This is a genomic window from Planctomycetota bacterium (assembly GCA_035574235.1).
Classification (GTDB): Bacteria; Planctomycetota; MHYJ01; order MHYJ01; family JACPRB01; genus DATLZA01.
Genome location: DATLZA010000060.1, coordinates 47,912 through 69,570 on the forward strand (window position 1 = coordinate 47,912; position 21,659 = coordinate 69,570).

The following is a 21,659-nucleotide window of genomic DNA, read 5'->3' on the forward strand; positions in this document are numbered from 1 at the left end:
CAACGCGCGGGCGATCATGGTACCACTGGGACTGCCGTGGAGGTGACGCGCCGGTCGTTCCTCAAGGTTTCCGCCGCGGGCGCCCTCGTCACGCCCCTCGGCTTCGATCTCTCCCCCGCCCTGGCCGAGGCCCGCCGGTTCAAGATCGCCCGCACGACCGAAACCCGCTCGATCTGCCCCTACTGCTCCGTCTCCTGCGGCGTCATCGTCCACACGCGCGGCGACGGCAAGAACACCCAGCGACAGATCGTCCACGTGGAAGGCGACCCGGACCACCCGATCAACCAGGGCACGCTCTGCCCCAAAGGCGCCACCCTCAAACACTACGTGGACAACGACCGCCGCCTCGTGCGCCCCCTCCATCGCGCCCCCGGGGCGCGGGAGTGGACCCCGATCTCCTGGGACGAGGCCGTCGACCGCATCGCCCGCCGGATCAAGGCCACGCGGGACGCGACCTTCGTGGCCCAGGACGCGCGCGGCCGGCGCGTCCACCGCCTGGAGTCGATCGCCGCGATCGGCGGATGCACGGACACCAACGAATTCAACTGGCTCTTCCAGAAAACCGCCCGCGCCCTCGGCATCGTCCACCTGGAACAGCAATCGCGGATCTGACACGGCCCCACGGTGGCGAGTCTCGCCCCCACGTTCGGCCGCGGCGCGATGACCAACGGATGGACCGACATCCGCAACGCCGACGTCATCCTGGCCATGGGCGGCAACCCCGCCGAGAATCACCCCTGCGGCTTCAAGTGGGCGATCGAGGCCAAGAAGAAGCGCGGCGCCCGGCTCGTCTGCGTGGACCCGCGTTACAACCGCACCGCCGCCGTCAGCGACGCCTTCGTCCCGATCCGCTCCGGCACCGATATCGCCTTCCTGGGCGGCCTCATCCGCCACGCGCTGGAAAACCGCCGCTTCCATGAGGAGTACGTCCGGCTCCACACGAATGCGCTCTTCCTGCTCGAACCCGGCTCGGAGTTCGACCCCCGGGAAGGCGTCTTCGGAGGCTTCGACGGGACCCGCTACGACCGCTCCCGCTGGAGATACCGCCTCGACGACAAGGGCTTCGCCCGCCGGGCGGCGTCGCTCGACGATCCGGACTGCGTCTTCCAGCATCTGCGGCGCCACTTCTCGCGCTACACGCCCGAAGTCGTCGCGGACATCTGCGGCTGCTCCCGTGAAGACTTCCTCAGGGCCGCCGACATCGTCACGTCGACCGGCACCCCGGACCGCGTGGGCACGATCCTGTACGCCCTCGGCTGGACCCAGCACTCGACGGCCGTCCAGATCATCCGGTCCGCGGCGATCCTGCAGCTCCTGCTCGGCAACGTGGGCCGCCCGGGCGGGGGCGTGAACGCCCTGCGCGGCCACGCCAACATCCAGGGCGGCACCGACCACGGCGTGGCCTATCACGCGCTGCCCGGATATCTTCGGATGCCCGAACCGGACGACCGAACGGCGGCGGACTACCTGCGTCGCCTGATCCCGCCCGCCCTGTCTCCGACCTCCATGAACTACTGGGCCCACGCCGACCGCTTCTTCGTCTCCCTCATGAAGGCCCTGTACGGCAAGGCCGCCACGGCGGAAAACGACTGGGCCTACGACTGGCTCCCCAAAGTCGACGGCAACTACTCGTGGGTCTACATCTTCGACCGCATGTATCGCGGCCAGATCCGTGGGTTTCTCGTCTTCGGCATGAACCCCGTGGCCAACGGGCCCAACTCCGAAAAGATCCTCGCGGCCCTCTCGAAGCTGGAATGGATGGTCGTGGCCGAGGCCTTCGAAACGGAAACCGCCGCCTTCTGGAAGGTCGCCGGAGACAACCCCCGGACCGAAGTCTTCCTCCTCCCGGCAGCCATCTTCGCGGAAAAGGACGGCTCGTTCACGAACTCCTCCCGCTGGGCTCAGTGGAAGTACAAGGCGGCCGACCCGCCGGGGCTGGCCAAGACCGACCAGGAAATCCTCGCGCGGATCTTCCTGCGCCTCCGCCAGCTCTACGCGGCCGAGGGAGGCGCTTTCCCCGATCCGATCCTGGGGCTGGACTGGTCGTACAAGAATCCCTTCGAGCCCTCGCTCGAGGAAATCGCCCGCGAGATCAACGGACGGGACCTGGCGACGGGCCGGCAGCTTTCGGGATTCGCCGAGCTCAAGGCGGACGGGACCACCGCGTGCGGCAACTGGCTCTACTGCGGAAGCTTCACGGAAGCCGGCAATCTCATGGCGCGGCGCGATCCCCGCGACCCTTCCGGGCTGGGCCGCTACGAGGGCTGGGCCTGGAACTGGCCCATGAACCGCCGCGTCCTCTACAACCGCGCCTCCGCCGACGCCCAGGGACGTCCCTGGGATCCCTCGCGGCCGGGCATCGTCTGGGACGGCTCCCGCTGGATCGGCGACGTGCCGGACCTGCGCCCCGACGCCCCCCCCGGGACGCTCGACGCCTTCATCATGCTTCCGGAGGGAGTCGCCAAGCTCTGGGCGCCCGACTTCGCCGACGGTCCCTTCCCGGAACATTACGAGCCGGCCGAACATCCGGTTGATAATCCCCTCCACCCGAAACGCACGACGAACCCGGTCGCCCCGATCCTCACGAGCGACCTCGACAGGCTTGGAAGCTCCCGCGAGTACGATCTCGTGGCCACGACCTTCCGGCTCACGGAGCATTTCCATTACTGGACCAAGCACGTGGCCCCGACGGCGCTCCTTCAGCCCGAGTTCTTCGTCGAGATCCCCGAAGAACTGGCCGCCGCGCGCGGGTGGCGCAACGGCGACCGCGTCCGCGTCTCGACCCCCCGCGGATCCGTCGAGGGCCGGGCGCTGGTGACCCGCCGGATCCGCCCCCTGAAGGTCGCCGGCAAGACGGTCTGGCAGGTGGCGCTTCCCATCCACTGGGGCTTCACCGGCCGGACGGACAAGGGACGCGACCGCGGACCCCTCGTCAACCTCCTGACTCCGTCGGTGGTGGATCCGAACTCGTTCACCCCCGAGTACAAGACCTTCCTCGTCAAGCTGGAGAAGCTGCCGTGAGCGGCGCCCTCGAGATCGCCCGGATCTCCGCGGCCGAGCCGCGGGCGGCGGTGCGCGCGGACGAGCAGCTCTGCATGCTCATCGACACCACCACCTGCATCGGCTGCAAGGCGTGCGAGGTGGCCTGCGTGGAGTGGAACGACCTCAAGCTCGAGCCCGAATACGGCGAGCGGATCCTCCATTCCTATCAGACGATGCCGGACATGACCCCGGCCTTCTGGAACCTCATCCGGTTCGACGAAATCGCGGTGGACCGGGACCGCCGGCCGCTTCTCCCGGCCGCCGCGGAGGCCGCCGGCGACGCGGGCGTCATGATGCTCATGCGCAAGGACATGTGCATGCACTGCGCCGAGCCGGGGTGCCTGATCGCCTGCCCCGCCGAAGGCGCGATCGTTCAGTACACCAACGGCATCGTGGACTTCCGCCAGGACCACTGCATCGGGTGCGGGTATTGCATGACCGGATGCCCGTTCAACATCCCGAAATTCGACGGCGAATCGCGCCGCGTCTACAAGTGCACGATGTGCAGCGACCGCGTGGCTCACGGGCTGGGCCCCGCGTGCGTGAAAGCCTGCCCCACGGGCTGCCTGGAGTTCGGGACCAAGCGCGAGATGCTCCGGCGGGCCGCCCGGCGGGCCGAACAGGTCCGGACCGAGGGCTTTCCGAACGCGGGCGTCTACGATCCCGCCGGAGTGGGCGGCACGGGCGTCGTATACGTCCTCCACCACGCCGATCGGCCGGAGCTCTATGGAGCCCTTCCGGCGAATCCGCGAATCGACCCTCAGGTCGCCTTCTGGAAGGGTCCGCTCAAGTGGCTCGGCGGCCTTTCGCTCGGGGCGTCGCTGGCCGCGGCGGCGGTCCATTACCTCGTGGCCGGACCCCGCCGCACGCGCCCGGCCGCGGCGGCGCCGGCCCGCGAAATCGTCCGGTACACCGCCTTCGAGCGCGCGCTCCATTGGACCGTGGCGGCGACGTTTCTCTATCTCGCTCTGACGGGCCTGGGGCTCTTCACCCCCAAGCTGGCGTGGTTGCTCGACCTTCTGGGCGGCGGCCAGACCGCGCGCGCGTGGCACCCGATCGTGGGAATGGTCTTCGTCGCGGCGGTGCTCGGACAGTTCGCCCTGTGGTTCCGCGACCTTCGCCTGACCGGGCAGGACGTCGCCTGGCTTCGGAAGATCCGCGACTACGTGGCCGGCCGCGACGAGAAGGTCCCGCCGTCCGGACGCTTCAACGCGGGACAAAAGCTCCTTTTCCGGGCGCAGGTCTTCCTGGCCGCCGTCCTCCTGGCCAGCGGAGTGCCGATCTGGTTCCCGGAGGAATTTTCCCGCGGCCTGCGGCTTTGGTCGCTCGGGATTCACTCCGCCGGCGCCGTCGCGGCGATCCTCTCCCTCGTCGTCCACGTGCACATGTCCGTTTTCGTCACCCGCGGCGCGCTGCGCGCCATGACCGAGGGGAAGGTCACGGAGGACTGGGCCCGGCACCACCATGCCGCGTGGGCCGAGGAGAAGCTCGGCCCTCCGGAACCTCCCCGGGGATAGCCCTCCGGTGAGCGACGTGTGGGACCGCCGGATCCGGCGCGCTGCCGAGCTCGAACGGGAGTGGCCCTTCGCCGCGGACCTCCTGCGCTTCTACCGCGAACTGGCCGCCCTCCAGCGGGAAATCGCGCGGCAGGATCGGGCCGTCGCCCTGCGCCGCCTGATCGCCTGGACGGCCGGGCGCGCGCCCGCGGCGGCCGCGGCCGAGGCGCGGCTCTGGGAGAACGATCCCGAAGGCCGCTGGCGGGAAGAGGAGTCGCGCCCCCACGCCCGGGACGGTTCCTGCCGGGATTGCGCCTCGCCTCTTTATCACTTTCTGCGCGCGGCGCTCGGCCAGGCGTTCGCCGCCGGCGCTCCGGCGGCCTCCGAACCCCGCGGAGAATCCCCCTGCTGCGGCGCGCCGCCCGGAGCGGCCGTTCTGCGCGAGGACCCCGAAGCCGGGGCCCTGCGGCGGTCGCTGCTTTGTTCCCGATGCGCGAGCGAGTGGGCCTTTCCGCGGATTCTGTGCCCGCGCTGCCGCGAGGAGCGACCGGAGAGGCTCCCGCGCTACGCGGCCGACGAAATCCCCTGGGTGCGGATCGAAGCGTGCGACTCGTGCCGCCGGTACCTCAAGGCCATCGATCTCTCCCGGAATCCCGGAGCCGACCCCCTGGTGGACGAGCTCGGATCGACGCCGCTCGATCTGGCGGCCCGCGAGCGCGGATACGAGAAGATCGCCCCCAACCTGGCCGGGCTGTGACCCGGCGTCAGGCGGCCCGCGTCGCCGGCGGACGCCGCATCGCGTACCGGATCCAGAAGTAGACGTGGGGATCGAGAATGTCGAGCTCCCGCGATTCGGCGTCCCACTCCACGGGGCGGTGCTCGGGATTTTCGAAGATCTCGTTCCACTGGTTGAGCGCGCCGAGCAGATCGGGTTTCTCGCCCTGCACCAGACGGGCCGCGCGCTCCCGCAGCTCCTCGTAGCCGAACTTCATCCGCGGCGGGTCCAGAGCGATCGCCCGCGTCAGCACTTCGTACACGTCGCCGCGATCCTCGTCGGAGAACCCGTAGACCTTGCGCTCCGGGCCGCGCCGCCGCGGCCCCTGCCGGAGCTTGGCGAGAACCGTGTCGTTGACGTAGGAGCGCGCCGCCCGATCCAGGACGGCCCGCCGGTCGATCTCTCCAAGCCCGAACGCCCGCGGCGGCCCCTCTCCCGAAACTCCCAGAACGCGGCACGTTTCCAGGCACAGCGTGTGCATGATCTGCGGCGACGTCAGCGCTTCCTCCGCGAGCCAGGCGAGCACTTCGCCGCTCGGCCGCAGTCCGACCTTCGGGAAGCCCAGATGGCCGATCTTCATGAGATCCTGCGCCGTCCAGAACCCGAGGTCGATCGAGTAGACGCGACCGCTCAGATCCGGATTGGAACGGACGGGATCGTCCTCCCGGTGGGGCAGGCTCAGGATCACGACCGTGACGCCTTCGTAGGCGGCGCGCTTGATCTGGCGGCAGATCTCGCGCTGAACCTCCCGATCCACGTAGTGGAAGTCGTCCAGCACCAGCGGCAGACGGCGCCGCCGGAGCGCCTGAAGCGCGTACTCCATCGGATTGACGCGCACGCTCTGCGTCAGGCGCCCCCCCGCCTGGTCGAAGGCCTGCATCCAGAGATCCTCGGGCCCCCGGATGCGGCCGCCGGGAATCACGACCTGGTCGCGCCCGAAGCGGCGCTCGCAGAGCGTGGTCTTTCCGGTCTTGGAGGCCCCCACGATCGAGACGATCTTGCCGGGCTGCGCGAGCGCCTCGTCGAGCTGGCGCTCGAACTTGCCTCCCTGCGGAGCGACGTAGGTCTGCGCGGGAAATCCGTCCGGGATGAAAACGTCTACAGGACGCATGCCGAGGGGCCGGCCGCCCCCTGAGTGAGCCCGCGGGGCGCCCGGGAGTTACGGCCGGGGTTCAGCGCCGTTCGACGAACTCGGCCGATCCCCCCGAGGCGGGAGGTTCGCCTTCCACGCGCACGTCTCCGAGCACGTTGGCCCCTCCGTGCGACGGATCCCAGACGCCCTCGTTGGCCAGCCGGATCGCGTACTCGGCGCGTTCGGCCAGGGAGGGCGCCTCGTCCGGCAAACGCAGCGCCAGCCGGTAGACCCCGGGAGCCAGCGTCCGCGGCAGCGCCAGGCGCGCCGCCAGCGCGATCTCGGCCCCCGGTTCCCACCGGCGGGGATCGACCGAAGCCAGCCGGGCCGCCCGGCGGCTTCCTCCGCCGATCAGAACCGCCTCGACCGGCCGCCGGTTGAACGGCGCGGCGAAGCCGACGTTGCGGATCCGGGCCGAAAGCCGGAGTTCCCCGCCCGGGGGCGCCTTCCCGGTCCAGGTCGCCTCCCGCAGGACCAGCCGGTACCCCAGGCGCTTTCGGACGGCGCCGTCATACCCCTGCTCCCGCCAGGCGCGGCGGACGTCGTCCGAATACCGCCAGTGCAGAAACGATCCGCGCAAAAGTTCAAGCTCGGTCACGAACTCGGCTCCGGTTCCGCGCGGCGGCCCGTCGGTGGTCTCGAATCCCACGGGAACGAACCGCGCGTCCTGCGCCAGCCATTCCTTCCAGGTCCGCACCGGCTCCTCGTACGTCCCCATGTCGTTGGGGCCGGAAAAGAAGGCGTCGTTGTGGTGTCCGACGCGGGCGCGGGGGGTGGGTTGAAACGCCTCCCCCGGAGTCAGGGGCCCGCCGACGCTTTCCTGCTTGAAGCGAGGAGTGCGGACCTGGACCGAACGCGACGCCGGCAGCGCCGCCAGGATCGCCTTCAGGATATCCCGCCGGTGCTCCGGAGCGTCCAGCCCGTGGGTCGAACCGTGCCATTCGCCCCAGGCGCCGATGAAGCCGGCCTGGAGCACGGCGATGACGTCCTGGTGGGTTTCCAGGACGGGCTTGAGCTGCGAAAGATGGGCCAGAACGACCGCCTTCGGCGCGTCCGGCCGTCCCAGGTTCTCGCTGTAATAAAACCGGAGGACCACTTTGATTCCGGCGGCCCGGACCGACCGGAACCCTTCCCCGAGCCGCGCCAGAAACTCCTCCGGAATCGGTCCGCCGCGCCAGTCCGCCAGACACACCCCCGCATAAGCGAGCGCGATTCCCCGGGTTCTCAGGAATTCCCAGGGCCGGGGCTTGAGCAGATCGATGAAGTAAATCATGCCCCGCTCGGGATTGGGAAAGTCTTCTTCCGAAGGAGCGAACGTGCGGGTTATCTCGTCGCCGGAAACGGGGGCCGTCAGAATCGCGGCCGCAAGACAGAATACCGCGGCGGGCGGCACGCTCTCATTTTAAGGACCGTCCTCTCGGTTTCAAGCCCGCGGCCCCGACGCATCCCGAGAGACCGGACCCCGTCTCTCCTCGCCAAGCACCTCCAGCACCGCCCGGTTCCATCCCTCGGGACCGGCGCCGTCCGCCCGCCGCAAGCCGGGCACCTGCGCCGCCAGCTCGGAATCGAAGCTCCCGTCCGGTTTCCGAACCGCCACGGGCACGTCCACGGCCGAAAGAAGCGGGAGATCGTTCGGGCTGTCTCCGAGTCCGAGGGTGCGGATCGGCCCGAGCTTGCGCTCGAAGAGTTCCCGGAGGAGGCGGACCGCGCGGCCCTTGTCCGTGGCGCCGTGAAGGTGCCAGTAGCGCCCGCCCCGGGTGATGCGGAGCCCCCGCGACGCGGCCCACGCGGCCAGACCCGCCGCATGCCGCTCCTCGTCGGCCAGGAAACGGAAGGGCTCGTCGAATTCGCGCCGGGCGGCCAGCCGCGCCAGTTCCAGCGGAAGATTCGTTTCGCGGGCCACCTCCTCGGGGGTCATGTCGCTGAAGCCTCGGACCGCTCCGCCGGTTCGACGCTTGAGCTCGGCGAAGGCCTCGAGGATCCGTTCCCGGCCGCAGGACAGGGGCAGCAGCGCGTACGTTCCGCGATCCTCCCAGGGGGCCGCCCGTTCGTCGAAGTACCCGCGGGGCGCCCCGACGGCCGCGCCGTCTTCGGGAACGAAGGGATCCGGGAATCCGAGAAGCGCCTGGACATGGAGGATCTCGGCGGCGGTTTTGGAGCTGCACGGCACGAGGGGGATCCCGCGCCGCCGGAGCTCGGCCAGCGCCGGCCGGGCCGCCTCGAACGAATAGGTGCGCGCCTCCAGAAGGGTGGCGTCGAGATCCGTGAAGACGACCCAGCGGGCGCTCATCCCGCGCGCTCCCAGCGCTCCAGAAGCGTGGGCTTGAGCTCCTCGAAAAGCCGGGCCTGCTCGTCCACCAGCCGGTCGGCCTGGGCGGTCGTCATGTCCCGGGTTTCCTGGACGAATCCCGCCACGCGTCCGAAGTAGAGCGGCACGAGCATCTCGACGAGCTGCGGGCGGTCGCCGGACCAGCGCTGGAAGGCGGTGGCGAAGTCGTAGACGACGTGGACCCAGAGCTCGGGCGGAAAGCTCCACTGTTCCGGTTCCTGCCGGGCGATCTCCTGGAGGCGGGCGAACCGCTCCTCGCCCACGACCTGGCGCCACACGGCCCCGAAGTGCTCCAGCCCTTCGCGGTACCGCCGGCAGAGGCTGGGCAGGGAGACCTCGACGGGCTCGGGCTCGATCTCCTTGACGGCGCCCACGAGAGGGACCGGCTCGCTGCCGCGGATGTTTTTCCACACGCTCTCGTAGCGCTTCATCATTCCGAAGAGGGTGCCGACGACCTGGCGGAACATGGGTCCCAGATGCGCCGCCGGATCCTTGGGATCGTGGATCTTGCTCCCCAGGAAGGTTTCGCAGACGCGCATGCCTTCGCAGATCGCGATCGTCGTCATCCAGATGTCGATGCCGAATTTCGCGACGTCGGTTTCCCAGACGTCCTCCTGGGTGAGGCGCTTCATCATGCGGGGAGAAAGCCCGAAGTCGCCGCCGATGGGCTGGCGGAGGCGCTTGCCGTAGAGGGCCTGGGTCAGGGAGCGGGCGATGTGGTTGGTGATCGTGGCGTCGTACTTGTGGCGCACGTAGAAGGGGCTGACGAAATCGTATCCTTCGGTCAGGACGGGTTCGACGACGGAGCGGACCCACTCCGGAGTGATGGAGCGCAGGTCGCTGTCGAAGACGGCGCAGGCCTTGGCTTCCAGAAGGAGCGCGCCCTCGAAGATGCAGCGGAGGCTGGTGCCCTTGCCCGGGACTCCGCGGTAGATCGTCACCACCTTGTCCACGCCGCGCGCGAGCTTGGTCTTCTGGGCCACCTCGCGGGTGTAGTCGGTCGAGCCGCCGTCGGAAACGATGAGGAGCAGGGCCTTGCCGGGGAAATACGTGCTCAGCCCCTCCGCCGCGGCCTTCATGACGTGGGAGATGGTGCGCTCGCTGTTGAAGGCGGGGATGCCGACGACGACGTCGGCCCAGCCGATTTCGGTGAGCCGGTTCCGGGCCCACTCCCGAAGCGCGGTGTCGAGCATTCCTTGTTGTCCTCCTCCACGGCGTTGCGCAGCCGATCCAGGAATTCCGGGATCGCGCTGGTGACGCGGTTCCAGTTCGGAATCAGCGGCGTGCCCAGGGGGTCGTCCAGCACCGCCCGGGCCGCCGCGTCGATCGAGACGGCGAACGTTTCCACGGCGATGCCCTCGGCGTGGCGGTCGAAGTGCAGCCCGTTGATGAGGGCGTCGTCGTTGTACTTGCGGATGGCTTCCTGGGCTTCCCGCAGGTAGGCGGCCTTCACGCTCTTGAAGAAGCCGTCGGAGATCGCCACCCCCTCGCTGGCGAGCGTGCGGAAGAGGTGCTTGGCGATGTCCGTGGCCATGCGGTGCAGCCCCGCCTCCGGATTGTCCTTGGAAAGGTCCTGATGCTTGTGGTCGTAGGTCTCGCAGATGTCCACCTCGCAGATCCGTCGGGGAGCGCAGTTGCGGAAGACCTCGGAGAGAACCCCCACTTCCAGGCCCCAGTCGCTGGGGATGCTGATGATGCGCGCGAGGTCCGTGGTCATGGCGAACTCGCCCGCGAGGGGATACCGGAAGCTGTCCAGGAACACGAGGATGGGCAGGTATCCGGCCAGCTTCTGCAGGGTCCGCACCAGCGGCGTCATGAAAAGCCGCGTCACCCGACCGTTGAAGCGGTCCGTCACGCGCGCGTAGTAGCCCTTGGCGAATTCGTAGGACATGCTGGTGTTGGCGACCGGGTAGCACAGGCGGGCCAGAAGCTCCCGGGAGTAGGTCAGGATGTCGCAGTCGTGCAGGGCGATGGCGTAGCTCTTCTCGTCGGAGAGGATGTAGCCCATGCCCATCCAGACGGAGCGCCCCTTGCCGCGCGGCCCGGCGGAGATGTTGTTCTGCGCCAGGAGCTGATAGAGCTCCGCCATCCGCGGTCCGTCGTTCCAGATGATGCGGGTGGGCGTGGGCATGTCCCGGAAGAACTCCTGCGTGCGGCGGAACTGCGCCTCGTCGGCCCGGTCCAGGACGAGCACGATCTGGCGCAGGTACTTCACCTGCTTGAGGTGCTCGACGATGCGGGGCATGGCGGGCCCCTCGAATTCGGACCAGAGGCTCGGAAGCAGCAGCGTCACCGGCTGCTGGCGCTGGAACTTCTTGAGCTCCGCCTCCATCTTCTCGAGCTTGGTGCCGGGAAAGCGGTGCAGCGTGCTGATGACGCCGGTCTGGTAGAAGTCGCTCACGGGAACCTCCCCTCCGGGACGGAATCCGTCCGCCGACGGACGACTTTTATATTATCGCCCGCGCTCCCGAAGCCACGTCAGGAGCACGAGCGCGTCGCGCAGATTCTGCGTGATGAGGAAATTCCGCCGGACGTGCTCGCGGCCTTCCTCGCCCATCCGCGCCGCCAGGTCCGGGTTCTCCAGGAGCGTGTAGATGCGGAAGGCGGCCCCCTCGACCGTGCTGACGAGATATCCGGTGACCTCGTGCAGCACCTGGGTGGGAATGCCTCCAGCCAGCCCGCCCACGACGGGTTTGCCCTTCCACATGGCCTCCGTGACCGTCAGCCCGAATCCTTCGCGCGTGGATTTCTGGACGATCACCGCCGCCGCCCGCTGAAGGGCGTTGATCTCGCGATGGGCCGTGGGCGGCAGATCCAGGATGAAGATGTCGCGATCGGCTTCCGCCGCGGCCCGCACTTCCGCCAGGACCGCCGCCCCTTCGGGGTCGTCCGTGGCGCCGCCGCCCGCCAGAACGAGCGTGCAGTCCACGTGACGGCGCAGAAGCTTGAAGGCCTTGATGACCCCGACCGGGTCCTTGAAGCGGTCGAACCGCGACACCTGCAGCACCATGGGGCGGTCGGGCGGAATCCCCAGACGCTCGACGGTCGAACGCACCTCCGACTCCGAAAGCTCGATGTTCTTCTCGGAAAGGGGATCGATCGATGGATACTCGACGATCTGGGGAATCGACAGCCGGCGGGCGAACTTGGGAAGGGTGAAGATCGCCGCGTCGTACCGGACGACGTACGAGCGCAGGAACTCCCAGAATTCGCGGTCCGGGTGCGAAAGGTCGATATGGCATCTCCAGATCCAGGAGGCCCCGGAACGGCGCTTCTCGACGAGCGCGGCCGGCTGGGGATCGTGAATCACCACGGCCTCCGCCCCGAGATCCATGCGCTCCGCGTTGGCGCGCACGCAGTCGAGGTAAATCTGCCGCATCTGGGGCGTCAGCAGAATCCCGCGGCCCTGAAGCGCGTTGTGGAAGGCCTTCGTCACCGCGAAGAATTCCTCGGTGCCCGCGATGACGTCCCAGCGAGGACGCAGCCCCACGTCCTCCTGAAGCGGGATCAGGCGATGCAAAATCTCCGCCACGCCCCCGCCCAGCCGCGTGGAATTGACGTGCAGAACCTCCAAGCCCCGCAGGGGCTCCGCCAGCCGATGAAGAAGATCCACCGTGCCCGGAAGGGTCACCTCCCGATAGCGCTCCAGGAGGGTCCCCATCAGGCCCCTCCCCCCGAAGCGTCCAGAACGCGCAGGAGGTCGCGGCGCAGATGCTCCAGATGGAGGCGGTACGGATTGACCCTGGCCAGCGCCGCCGCCAGCGGCGCATCCCCGAGCTCCTCGGCCACCCACGCCACCAGCGTTCCATGCCGCCGCCCCTGGCGGAACGCGTCTTCGAAGAAGTGGTAATAGAGCGCCTCGGGCGGCGCCCGGCGCAGGCCTTCCCGCAGATCCTCTCGGGTGCGGATTTCCATGCCCGCGGGCACCGCCACGACGTGCCCGCGGATGAAGTCGAAGGGATCCCCGAACAGCGCCCGCGGCGCGAACCCCAGCTCCTCGATGTGGTCCTCGATCTGGGTGACCAACTGCCGGCGCAGCGCTTCCACGTCCGGCAGCGTGAAGGGATCCAGAACCGCCAGACGCTCGCTCAGCACCCGGTCGCGGACCTGCTCGGCCACCCAGGTGGCGAAGTCGTTGGGATACCGGTCGTGGCGGTACTTGCCGCGCAGGTAGTAGCTGTGGGTGTGGTAGTAGATCGAGGCGGCGTCCACCTCCTCGAGGTGGTCGAGCAGCTCCTGCTCGCCCCGGGCGCGGCGATTGAGGATCTCCCGAACCTCGGCGCAGGTCATCAGGACGTAGGGCTTGGGGGGCATGCGCGCCGGCGCGGCCTTCGAAGCCGCCCCTGCGAGCGTTGTACCGGACCGCTCGGGGTCCCGTCAAGACCGATCGCCGCGCGTCACGAGCACCGGAACGGGGGCGGACTGCACGAGCCGGCTGGTCTTGGAGCCCAGAAGCGCATGGCGGAGCGCCCCGTGCCCGCGGACGCAGAGCGCCACCAGGTCCGCGCCGCGGCGCCGGACGGCGCGCAGAAACTCCTCCGGAAACGGTCCGCGGACGAAGAGCGCCTCGGCGCCGCGAACGCCCGCGCGCTCCAGGCGCTGGGCCAGCCGTCCGAACCGCCGGACGAGATCCCTTCGCAGGCGCTCCAGCGCCCGCTCGAGGGCCAGGATCTCGGGCGTCCGCCGGACCGCCCCCCACAGGTCCGCATGAAGCCGCTCCATCTCCTCGATCTCCTGGGCGCAGTGCACCAGAAGGATGGACGCCTCCGCCTTCCGGGCCACGAACCGCGCCAGGGGAAGCGCCCGCTCGGCGGCCGCCGATCCGTCCAGGGGCACCGCGATCCGGCGGATCCCCCGGCGCGGCGGCCGAGCCCACGCGGGCACCACCAGCAGCGGGAGATCCCCATGGTGAAGGAGGTTCTCCGTCGTACCCCCGAGCAGGCGGCGGCGCAGCCTCCCGCCCCCGCGGGTGGTCACCGCCACGAGGTCGCACCGTTCGTCCCTCGCGATCTCCAGAAGCGTTCCCGCCGGGGATCCGACCCGCACCACCGTCGAGGGACGCGGACGCAGGGACCCCGCCAGCCGGGCCAGATACTCCTCCGCGGGATCGTCGAGAAAAAGGGGCATCGACAACGCCCCTTCCGCGGACGGCGCGGCGACCGGCACGAGCACCCGCGCCAGGACCAGCTCCGCCCCGGGCGCCACCGCCCGCACCCAGGGGAGGGCCCGCTCGGCGGCCGCCGATCCGTCCAAACCTACCAGCACGCGGCGGATCACGCCTCCATCTAACCCTTCCCGAAGCGCGGCGTCCAGCCTCGAATTCGAAACCCTTACGGCCACACGAAAGACCTCGACCCGGCCGGGTCCCGCGCTATAATCCTCATCGCCGGGACCAACCGGGGGGAAGGCCCTTGAGCAACAAGGTGGATTTCGGCACCTCGTCGTTCAACATCCGCTCCAAGAAGATCGAAGTGCGCGGTGAAGTAGACTTTCACACCGCCCCCAAGCTTCGGGAGCAGATCCAGGCTACCCTTGAGAAGAAACCCCAGGTCCTCATCATCAACCTTTCGAAAGTTACCCGCATGGACAGCGCGGGGGTGGCGGTGCTCGTCGAAGGCATCCACATGGCGCGGCGGGAAGGCGTGATCCTCTCCCTCCAGGACGTCAGCCGCGCGGCCCGATCGGTCCTGGAGCTCGCCCGCGTGGACAAGCTCTTCCAGGTGTCCGGCGGCAACTACCTGCCGCCGCCGACCTAGACGCATGGTCCCCGCCAAGCCCGGCCTGCCGGCCCCGCTGGCGAGCTTCCTCGGGCACGCCGGGGGAATGGCCCACCTCTTCGGACGAACCCTCTACTGGGTGTTCGTGGGACCCTTCCGGGACCGCACCGAGCACCGCCGCCACGTCTTTCCCCTCATGGAAGCGATCGGCAACAAGTCCTTCCCCATCGTCGCGCTCGTGGCGCTCCTCATCGGAATCATCCTGGTCCTCCAGACGGGGTACCTCCTCGAAAAATACGGACAGATCCGCCAGGTCTCGGGCCTCGTGGCGGTCTCCATGACGCGCGAGCTGGGACCGCTCATGACCGCGATCGTCCTGGTCGGCCGCGTGGGCGCCGCCTTCACCGCCGGCCTCGGAACGATGACGATTTCCGAGGAAGTCCTGGCCCTCCGAACCATGTCGATCGACCCCGTGGGATACCTCGTCGCGCCCCGGTTCATCGCGATCCTCGTCATGCTTCCCTGTCTCACCGTCTTCGCCAACGTCGTGGGCATCGCGGGCGGATGCCTCATGGCCACGACCTATGACCTGGATCCATGGGCTTACGTGAGCGACTCGCTGGACTTCCTCACCCTCCAGGATCTGCTGAGCGGCGTGGTCAAGTCGGCCCTCTTCGCCGTGGTCATCTGCATCGTGTCCTGCCACATGGCCTTCCGCGTCGAAGGCGGGCCCGAGGGCGTGGCGCGCAACACGATGGTCTCCGTCGTCTGCTCCCTGGTGCTCGTCATCCTCGTGGACGGTCTAGTCACCGCATTCCTGCGCGGTCTATCCTGACCGATGGCCCTGATCGAGCTGCGCGGAGTCCGCAAATCGTTCGGCGCCAAGACGGCGCTCGACGGGATCACCTTCTCCGTCGAGCAGGGGACGAACTTCGTGATCCTCGGAGCGTCGGGCGGCGGCAAGTCCACGCTCCTCAAGATCATGATCGCCGCCCTGAAGGCCGACGAGGGCGAGGTCCGGATCGACGGCGTGGATCTGACCCGGGCGGACGAACGGGAGCTGCGCGCCGTCCGGCGCAAGTTCGGCGTCCTCTTTCAGGACGGAGCGCTCCTCAACTCCCTGACGGTGGGCGAGAACGTGGCCCTCCCCATCCGCTACCACACGGACCTGCCCGAGGAGACGATCGACATCCTCGTGAAGATGAAGCTGGAGCTCGTCGGGCTGCGCGAGGCGGAGGGGAAGCTTCCCTCCCAGATCTCCGGCGGCATGCGCAAGCGCGCCGCCCTCGCCCGCGCGATCGCGCTCGATCCGCTCATCGTCTTCCACGACGAACCCTCCAGCGGCCTGGACCCCGTGGCCACGGGCGTCATCAGCCGCCTGATCGTCGATCTCAAGGAGAAAATGGGCCTCACCAACGTCGTCATCACCCACGACATCCAGAGCGCCTTCGAGATCGCCGACCGGATCGTGCTCCTCCACCGCGGGCGCATCGCCGCCGAGGGCACGGTCCCGGAAATCCTCAAGAACGAGGATCCCCTTGTGCGGCAGTTCATCACCGGGAGCGTCGAGGGACCCCTCGAGGCGCGGGGTTCGGAGATAGACTATTACAATGATCTCCTCAACCTGTAGGCCATGAGCGTCAAGGCGTCCGAGATCCGGTCCGGGCTCTTCGTCGTCCTGGCGACGGGCGCGCTGTGCGTCCTCGTCTTCTCGGTGGGCGACTTCCGCGCCCGCTGGCGCCCCTCGGCCCGTTACCACGCCTTCCTCCCGGACGCGAAATTCCTCAAACCGCACGACGCCGTGACCTACGGCGGACTTCGCGTGGGCCTGGTCAAGCGCGTCGAAGTGGCCCCCGAACGCTTCGGGACCGTCCGCGTGACGGTCGAGGTGGACCCCGAGATTCCCGTGCGCGAGGACTCGGTGCTCGTCCTCAAGCAGGACGGAATGCTCGGACCCAAGTATCTGGAAATTTCCCCCGGAAGCCCCCAGGCGCGCCCCGCCTCCCCCGGGTCGGAACTGGCCGCCCTCGTCCCCCCGGCCCTCACGGACCTGACCTCCGCCGTCGAGAAGCCCCTCCAGCGGATCGACCGCGTGCTGGAACATCTGGACCGGATCCTGGGGCTGCCCGACAATCAGAAAAACCTCGCGGATCTCCTGGCCGAAGCCCGCGCGATGCTCGGCTCCCTGCACGCCGAGATCCGCCGCGTGGGGGCGCTCGCGGAAGAGACCGGCCGGGAAACCCGCGAGCTGCTCGCCGAAGTCCGGGGCGCCGTCCGGGACGCCCGCGCGCCGCTCACGAACGCCCTGCGGAACGCGGAAGCGCTCTCCGAAAAACTCTCCACCCGCCTGGACGACCTGACCGGCCGGTTCGCCCGCGCCGCCGAAGCCCTCGAAAGGCTCCTGCGCGACGCCGACGGACTGGTCGTCGAGAATCACAAGAACGTGTACGAGACGATCCGCGCGCTCCGGGACACGGCCTACCACATGGAGCAGGCCTCCAAGCGCATCCGGGCGAATCCCTCGATCCTCCTTTTCGGCGCCGAGGAAACGCCGGAAGAGCGCCGCCGCGCGGACGAGACCGAGCTTCGCCTCCGCGGCCGCGCCCGCCGCTACGACAAGGAGCCGCCCGGCGAATGAAGCGCTCCGCCCTCCTCCTCCTGGCCGCCGGCTGCGGGACCTACTCCCCGCTCGACTCGCCCTTCAACCGCGGCGTGGAGTTCTACGACCAGGGGCGCCTCGCCGACGCGATCCGCGAGTACAGGCGCGCGCTCGAGGACGACCCGGACCACTACCGCGCGCGCTTCAACCTGGCCGTCTGCTACCACGACCTCGGCAAGCTCGACGAGGCGGCGGCGCTCTACGAGGACGTCCTCCGGCGCCGCCCCGACAACGCCCGGGCCCTGGTGAGCCTCGCTTCCGTGCGCGCCGAGCAGGGCCGGGACGAGGAAGCTCTGGCGCTCCTGCGCCGCGCGGCGGAGGCGGACCCGGACAGCGGGTTTCCCCGCTCGTGCCTGGGGGCCTTCTACGAGCGCAAGGGCGACCCCGAGCTCGCGCTGGCCGCCTACCGCGCCTCGGTCGAGGTCGAGCCCTCCCACGCCGCCGGGCATGCGGGGATCGGACGGATCCTTCTTTCCCGCGGAGAGATCGCCGGCGCGTGCGCCGCGTTCGACGCCGCCCTGGCCGCGGACCCCGACGACGTGGCGGTCCTCCTGGGCGCCGCGGAGGCCCGGGAGCGGGCGGACGATCCCCGGGGCGCGGCGCGGCTTCTCGAGCGGGCGCTCGTCCATACGCCCGACCGGGGGGACCTGTGGCTGCGGCTGGCCGGCCTCTATGAGTCGCAGGAGCGCCTCGAGGACGCGGTGGCCGCGCTGTGGGAAGCGCGGGCGCGCCGGCCGGAGCTCGCTCCGGAAGCGGGGGCGCGCCTTCGACGGCTTTACCTGCGGCTGGCGGAACGCGAAGCCGCCCCTACGCCCCCGAAATGATCCAGTCCGCCGCGCGGGCCAGGTCGTCGGCCACATGGTCCGCTTCCGCGCCGGCCGCCTCCGCCTGCCTCCCATGGCCCGTGCGGACCAGCACCGTGCGCGTCCCGGCCGCCTTCCCCGCCTCGAGGTCGCGGGGCGAGTCTCCGACGGTCACGCAGCGGGCGAGATCCAGATCATGCTCGCGCGCGGCCTGCTCGAGAAGTCCCGGCCGGGGCTTGCGGCACCCGCACTCGAGGGCATACGCCTCGATCGTCCCCTCGGGATGATGCGGGCAGACGTACAGGCCGTCGAGGCGCGCCCCCTCGGCCGCCAGGAGCGCCGCCAGCCGCAGGTGAATCGCCGCCAGCTCGTCCTCCGTGATCAGCCCCCGGGCCACCGCCGCCTGGTTGGAGACGACGAAGACCTTCCAGCCCGCCTCGCGGAGCGCCCGCACCGCCGCGGCGGCCCCCGGCAGGAGCACCAGGTCCTCCGGCGTCGTAACGTATCCGCGCTCCTCGACCAGGGTTCCGTCCCGGTCGAGGAAGACCGCCCGGCGATCCGGAGCGTCTTCCCGCGACATGGCCTATCCGAAGAGGGACGACTCGATGAGATCGCAGAGGACGTGCCCCACGGCGATGTGGCATTCCTGGACGCGCTGGGTGTCGCGCGAGGGCACCTTCAGGCACAGGTCCACGAGCCGCGCGAGGCGGCCTCCGTGTTCGTTCGTGAATCCGATCGTCACCGCGCCGGCCCGGCGCGCGGCCCGCGCGCCTTCGATCACGTTGGGGGAGTTTCCGCTCGTGGAGATCGCGATCACGGCGTCCCCGCGCCGGGCGTGGGCTTCCACCTGACGGGCGAAGGTCCGGTCGTAACCGTAGTCGTTGCCCACCGCGGTGAGGGTGGAGGTGTTGGTCGTGAGCGCCAGGCAGGGGAGCGCCCGGCGCTCGCGGGCGAAGCGCCCCTCGAGCTCGGCGGCGATATGCTGCGCGTCGGCGGCGCTCCCGCCGTTTCCGAAAAGGAGAATCTTCCGGCCCGCCCGCAGCGCGCGCACGAGAGCCCGCGCGATCCGCTCGATCTCCCCCGCCTGACGCTGCAGGAGGAGAAGCTTCACGTACGCGCTCTGGGCGAGAAGCTCTTCAATCTTTGGTCGCAGCATGATTCTCCCGGATGCGGCGGATGATCTCCGTGGTCGAGACGCCCCGGACGAGGGGCGCCAGCTCCACGCGGCCGGCGTGTTCGCGGCCCACGACGGTGCGGCCGGCGTAGTCCTCCCCCTTGACCAGGACGTCCGGGCGGATCGCGCGGACGAGGCGCGCGGGGGTGTCCTCGTCGAAGAGGACGACGTAGTCCACCGCCTCGAGCGCCGCCAGGAGGCGCGCGCGCTCCCGCTGCGGAAGGATGGGCCGCCCGTCGCCCTTGATCGCCCGGACGGACCGGTCCGTGTTGAGTCCCACGATGAGCACGTCGCCGCGCGAGCGGGCGTGTTCGAGCAGGGCCACATGGCCCGCGTGCAGGAGGTCGAAGCACCCGTTCGTGAAGACCACGCGGCGCCCGCGCGCGCGCTGATCGGCGGCCACCTTCCGGATTTCCCGGAGCGTCACGATCTTGCGGTGGCCGTCTCCGTGGGAGGCCTGGGCCCGCAGCTCGTCGCGCGTGACGACCTCGGTGCCCACCTTGCCCACGACGATCCCGGCCGCCGCATTGGCCAGGACGGCGCATTCCTCGAGCGAGAAGCCCGAAGCGAAGCCCAGCGCGAAGGCGGCCAGGGCCGTGTCTCCCGCGCCGGTCACGTCGTAAACCTGGCGGGCGACGGCCGGCAGCGTCAACGGCGCCCCCCCGGCGGGATACACGCGGATTCCCCGCTCGCCCAGGGTCACGACGAGGAACCGCAACCCCAGTTCCCGGAGAATCTTGCGCGCGCCGCGGTCGAGATCGTCCTCGCGGCTCAGGGCCAGCAGTTCGCCCCGGTTGAGCGACGCGCCCGTGGCGCGGGCGTACTTGCGGTAGTCGCGGGCCTTGAGGCCCACGAGGACGGGGCAGCGCGCCCCGCGAAGGAACCGCGCGCAGACCTCTTCGGGGAGGGTTCCCTTGTTGTAGTCCTGGAGGATCGCCAGGTCGGACCGCGCCGCCTGCCGGAGGGCCGCCGCCGCCAGCCGCCGCGCCAGTTCCGGTCCGACGGGGTCGGCGATCTCCCGATCCACCCGCAGCATCTGCTGATTGTGGGCGATCATGCGGGTCTTGACCGCGGTGGGCTTGCGCGGGTCGACGAGGACCGCGGAGACGTCGCTCCCCCCCGCCCGCAGGAGACGGCGCAGTTCCCGGCCGCCTTCGTCGCGCCCCACGATCCCGCCGCAGGCGACGCGCGCTCCGAGGGCCGCCAGGTTGTGGACCACGTTGGCCGCGCCGCCCAGGCGGAATTCCTCGCGGTCCACCTTCAGGATCTGCACGGGCGCTTCGGGAGAAACGCGCGTCACGGAGCCCCAGACGTAGCGGTCCAGGATGAGATCGCCCATCACGAAGAGGCGCGGCCGCCCCAGACGCGCCACCAGATCCAGGATGCGGTCGCTCATGGGCGGATCGCGCGGCCCTCCAGCGCCGCCACCACGCCCGCCCGCCAGAGCGGCAGCAGAATCTCGTGATGCCCCGTGATCGCGATCGCCTTGCCCCGGGGGCGCGCCAGGACGTTGGCCCGGGGCCGGTAATGCTGAATCATGTCGAGATTTACGGTCGTAAACTCCCGAAGCCGGTGCCCCAGGTTCCGCGCCACGGAGACGGCCTTGAGGAAGACCTCCGGCATCATCACGGCCGAGCCGATGTTCATCCAGACGCCGCCTTCGAGTCCGGCCACGACGCCGCACAGGATCCGGAAGTCGAGGAGCGTGCTTTCCCCCAGGTCGCGTCCGGACACGTGGGGGTGCATATGGGTGATATCCGCGCCGATCGACACATGCACCGTCGCGGGAACCCCGAGGCGGGCGCAGGCCGCCAGAAGCGAGTGTTTGCGGAAGCGGTTTTCCTGAGCCATCTCTCCGAGCGCGCGTCCGAGCCCCGGACCGGCCGCCCCCACGAGGGCCGCCCGGGCGAAGGCTTCGGCCGTCTCCCGGGCCATCCCGAAGCGGCCGTCGCGGAGGGACTCCGCCACGTCCTCGGACGTCTCGCCGATGAGCGAAATTTCATAATCGTGAATGGCGGCCGCGCCGTTCATGGCGACGGCCGTCACCACGCCCCGCTCCAGAAGGTCGACGAGCACGGGCCCGCAGCCGACCTTGATGACGTGCCCTCCGAGCGCGCAGGCCACGGTGCGGCGGGATCGGTGCGCGCGGACCACGTCGCGGATGAGTTCCCGGAGGTCCCGGCCGGCGTAGATGTCCGGCAGCGAGTTGATGAGATCGGCCGCCCCGGGCCCGTCGGCCAGGCGGGCGAAGGACCCGACCTGAACGAGGTTCCGGCGACGCGCGATGGGGTAGGTCTTCAAGCCCCGCAGGTCCAGGGGGCGCGCCTTGGCCATAGGCCGGGGGATTGTAACACGAACCGCACCGGATGTGCCAGGATTCGCCCCCTTTTCCAGCAGTTCCGCAAGCGGTGGCAAAGGGCCTACGACCAAGGGCTTGCTGGGTATGATTTTCGCAGTGGCTGCCCGGCGCTGGGAAGGGTGAAGCGTCGGGGACGACTCCTCCGGCTTGCGAAGCCAGCTCTGGCGACAACC

At 69.6% G+C, this 21,659-nt stretch carries 20 protein-coding genes; 8 read left to right on the top strand and 12 right to left on the bottom strand.

Going from position 1 to position 21,659, the window contains the following annotated elements:
* The first annotated feature begins 36 nt into the window (after window positions 1-36).
* The 3 genes from fdnG to fdhE are packed head-to-tail and all read left to right on the top strand — an operon-like array spanning window position 37 to window position 5,295.
* Window positions 37-3,021, top strand: coding sequence for a formate dehydrogenase-N subunit alpha (gene fdnG / locus VNO22_04850; protein HXG60674.1), 2,985 nt, complete (start codon window positions 37-39; stop codon window positions 3,019-3,021).
* Entirely contained in the window at window positions 3,018-4,559 is a 1,542-nt protein-coding gene (fdxH, locus tag VNO22_04855; protein HXG60675.1) for a formate dehydrogenase subunit beta, read from the top strand. The genes fdnG and fdxH overlap by 4 nt, the downstream gene beginning before the upstream one ends.
* Before the next feature lie 7 nt (window positions 4,560-4,566).
* Window positions 4,567-5,295, top strand: coding sequence for a formate dehydrogenase accessory protein FdhE (gene fdhE / locus VNO22_04860; GenBank protein HXG60676.1), 729 nt, complete (start codon window positions 4,567-4,569; stop codon window positions 5,293-5,295).
* A 7-nt stretch (window positions 5,296-5,302) separates the two neighbouring features.
* Here fdhE and VNO22_04865 read toward each other — a convergent pair whose 3' ends face one another.
* The 8 genes from VNO22_04865 to VNO22_04900 form a co-directional block, all read right to left on the bottom strand.
* A complete protein-coding gene (locus tag VNO22_04865) occupies window positions 5,303-6,424 on the bottom strand; it encodes a hypothetical protein (protein HXG60677.1) in 1,122 nt (373 codons plus the stop codon).
* A 61-nt stretch (window positions 6,425-6,485) separates the two neighbouring features.
* On the bottom strand, window positions 6,486-7,838 hold the full coding sequence (locus VNO22_04870; protein ID HXG60678.1) for a DUF4832 domain-containing protein: 1,353 nt from the start codon (window positions 7,836-7,838) through the stop codon (window positions 6,486-6,488).
* A gap of 30 nt (window positions 7,839-7,868) precedes the next feature.
* Entirely contained in the window at window positions 7,869-8,735 is an 867-nt protein-coding gene (locus VNO22_04875) for an HAD-IIB family hydrolase (GenBank protein ID HXG60679.1), read from the bottom strand.
* Window positions 8,732-9,967, bottom strand: coding sequence for a glycosyltransferase (locus tag VNO22_04880; GenBank protein HXG60680.1), 1,236 nt, complete (start codon window positions 9,965-9,967; stop codon window positions 8,732-8,734). The genes VNO22_04875 and VNO22_04880 overlap by 4 nt, the downstream gene beginning before the upstream one ends.
* Window positions 9,850-11,175 (bottom strand): glycosyl transferase, encoded by a 1,326-nt coding sequence (locus VNO22_04885; GenBank protein HXG60681.1) that lies wholly within the window; start codon window positions 11,173-11,175, stop codon window positions 9,850-9,852. The genes VNO22_04880 and VNO22_04885 overlap by 118 nt, the downstream gene beginning before the upstream one ends.
* A 51-nt stretch (window positions 11,176-11,226) precedes the next feature.
* Window positions 11,227-12,435 (bottom strand): glycosyltransferase, encoded by a 1,209-nt coding sequence (locus VNO22_04890; GenBank protein ID HXG60682.1) that lies wholly within the window; start codon window positions 12,433-12,435, stop codon window positions 11,227-11,229.
* Window positions 12,435-13,088: a DUF5752 family protein gene (locus VNO22_04895; protein ID HXG60683.1), complete on the bottom strand. Its 654-nt coding sequence runs from the start codon at window positions 13,086-13,088 to the stop codon at window positions 12,435-12,437. Before VNO22_04895 ends, VNO22_04890 begins: the two co-directional genes overlap by 1 nt.
* A 63-nt stretch (window positions 13,089-13,151) precedes the next feature.
* Window positions 13,152-14,051 (bottom strand): universal stress protein, encoded by a 900-nt coding sequence (locus VNO22_04900; protein HXG60684.1) that lies wholly within the window; start codon window positions 14,049-14,051, stop codon window positions 13,152-13,154.
* Window positions 14,052-14,185: 134 nt separating this feature from the next.
* Here VNO22_04900 and VNO22_04905 point away from each other — a divergent pair, with 134 nt between their 5' ends.
* The 5 genes from VNO22_04905 to VNO22_04925 are packed head-to-tail and all read left to right on the top strand — an operon-like array spanning window position 14,186 to window position 17,974.
* Window positions 14,186-14,530 (top strand): STAS domain-containing protein, encoded by a 345-nt coding sequence (locus VNO22_04905; GenBank protein HXG60685.1) that lies wholly within the window; start codon window positions 14,186-14,188, stop codon window positions 14,528-14,530.
* 4 nt (window positions 14,531-14,534) lie between these two features.
* Window positions 14,535-15,326, top strand: a complete 792-nt coding sequence (locus VNO22_04910) for an ABC transporter permease (protein HXG60686.1) — start codon at window positions 14,535-14,537, stop codon at window positions 15,324-15,326.
* 3 nt (window positions 15,327-15,329) lie between these two features.
* Window positions 15,330-16,121: an ATP-binding cassette domain-containing protein gene (locus tag VNO22_04915; GenBank protein HXG60687.1), complete on the top strand. Its 792-nt coding sequence runs from the start codon at window positions 15,330-15,332 to the stop codon at window positions 16,119-16,121.
* A 3-nt stretch (window positions 16,122-16,124) separates the two neighbouring features.
* Window positions 16,125-17,129 carry an MlaD family protein gene (locus VNO22_04920; protein HXG60688.1) on the top strand — a complete coding sequence of 335 codons (1,005 nt, stop codon included), beginning with the start codon at window positions 16,125-16,127 and terminating at the stop codon, window positions 17,127-17,129.
* Entirely contained in the window at window positions 17,126-17,974 is an 849-nt protein-coding gene (locus tag VNO22_04925; protein HXG60689.1) for a tetratricopeptide repeat protein, read from the top strand. Before VNO22_04920 ends, VNO22_04925 begins: the two co-directional genes overlap by 4 nt.
* Here VNO22_04925 and VNO22_04930 read toward each other — a convergent pair.
* Genes VNO22_04930 through VNO22_04945 form a run of 4 tightly spaced genes read right to left on the bottom strand, consistent with a single transcriptional unit; the run spans window position 17,958 to window position 21,461 of the window.
* Window positions 17,958-18,533 carry an HAD family hydrolase gene (locus tag VNO22_04930; GenBank protein HXG60690.1) on the bottom strand — a complete coding sequence of 192 codons (576 nt, stop codon included), beginning with the start codon at window positions 18,531-18,533 and terminating at the stop codon, window positions 17,958-17,960. The two genes, VNO22_04925 and VNO22_04930, sit on opposite strands and share 17 nt — an antisense overlap.
* 3 nt (window positions 18,534-18,536) lie before the next feature.
* Window positions 18,537-19,109 (bottom strand): D-sedoheptulose 7-phosphate isomerase, encoded by a 573-nt coding sequence (locus VNO22_04935; GenBank protein ID HXG60691.1) that lies wholly within the window; start codon window positions 19,107-19,109, stop codon window positions 18,537-18,539.
* Window positions 19,090-20,523: a bifunctional heptose 7-phosphate kinase/heptose 1-phosphate adenyltransferase gene (locus VNO22_04940; GenBank protein ID HXG60692.1), complete on the bottom strand. Its 1,434-nt coding sequence runs from the start codon at window positions 20,521-20,523 to the stop codon at window positions 19,090-19,092. Before VNO22_04940 ends, VNO22_04935 begins: the two co-directional genes overlap by 20 nt.
* Window positions 20,520-21,461, bottom strand: coding sequence for a hypothetical protein (locus VNO22_04945; GenBank protein ID HXG60693.1), 942 nt, complete (start codon window positions 21,459-21,461; stop codon window positions 20,520-20,522). Before VNO22_04945 ends, VNO22_04940 begins: the two co-directional genes overlap by 4 nt.
* Window positions 21,462-21,659: the final 198 nt, after the last annotated feature.

Bases quoted from the DNA above. Each gene is read 5' to 3' on its own strand.
- VNO22_04865 (HXG60677.1), bottom strand. From the start codon at position 6,424: ATGCGTCCTGTAGACGTTTTCATCCCGGACGGATTTCCCGCGCAGACC.
- VNO22_04875 (HXG60679.1), bottom strand. From the start codon at position 8,735: ATGAGCGCCCGCTGGGTCGTCTTCACGGATCTCGACGCCACCCTTCTG.
- VNO22_04880 (HXG60680.1), bottom strand. From the start codon at position 9,967: ATGCTCGACACCGCGCTTCGGGAGTGGGCCCGGAACCGGCTCACCGAA.
- VNO22_04890 (HXG60682.1), bottom strand. From the start codon at position 12,435: ATGGGGACCCTCCTGGAGCGCTATCGGGAGGTGACCCTTCCGGGCACG.
- VNO22_04895 (HXG60683.1), bottom strand. From the start codon at position 13,088: ATGCCCCCCAAGCCCTACGTCCTGATGACCTGCGCCGAGGTTCGGGAG.
- VNO22_04910 (HXG60686.1), top strand. From the start codon at position 14,535: ATGGTCCCCGCCAAGCCCGGCCTGCCGGCCCCGCTGGCGAGCTTCCTC.
- VNO22_04915 (HXG60687.1), top strand. From the start codon at position 15,330: ATGGCCCTGATCGAGCTGCGCGGAGTCCGCAAATCGTTCGGCGCCAAG.
- VNO22_04920 (HXG60688.1), top strand. From the start codon at position 16,125: ATGAGCGTCAAGGCGTCCGAGATCCGGTCCGGGCTCTTCGTCGTCCTG.
- VNO22_04925 (HXG60689.1), top strand. From the start codon at position 17,126: ATGAAGCGCTCCGCCCTCCTCCTCCTGGCCGCCGGCTGCGGGACCTAC.
- VNO22_04930 (HXG60690.1), bottom strand. From the start codon at position 18,533: ATGTCGCGGGAAGACGCTCCGGATCGCCGGGCGGTCTTCCTCGACCGG.
- VNO22_04935 (HXG60691.1), bottom strand. From the start codon at position 19,109: ATGCTGCGACCAAAGATTGAAGAGCTTCTCGCCCAGAGCGCGTACGTG.
- VNO22_04940 (HXG60692.1), bottom strand. From the start codon at position 20,523: ATGAGCGACCGCATCCTGGATCTGGTGGCGCGTCTGGGGCGGCCGCGC.
- VNO22_04945 (HXG60693.1), bottom strand. From the start codon at position 21,461: ATGGCCAAGGCGCGCCCCCTGGACCTGCGGGGCTTGAAGACCTACCCC.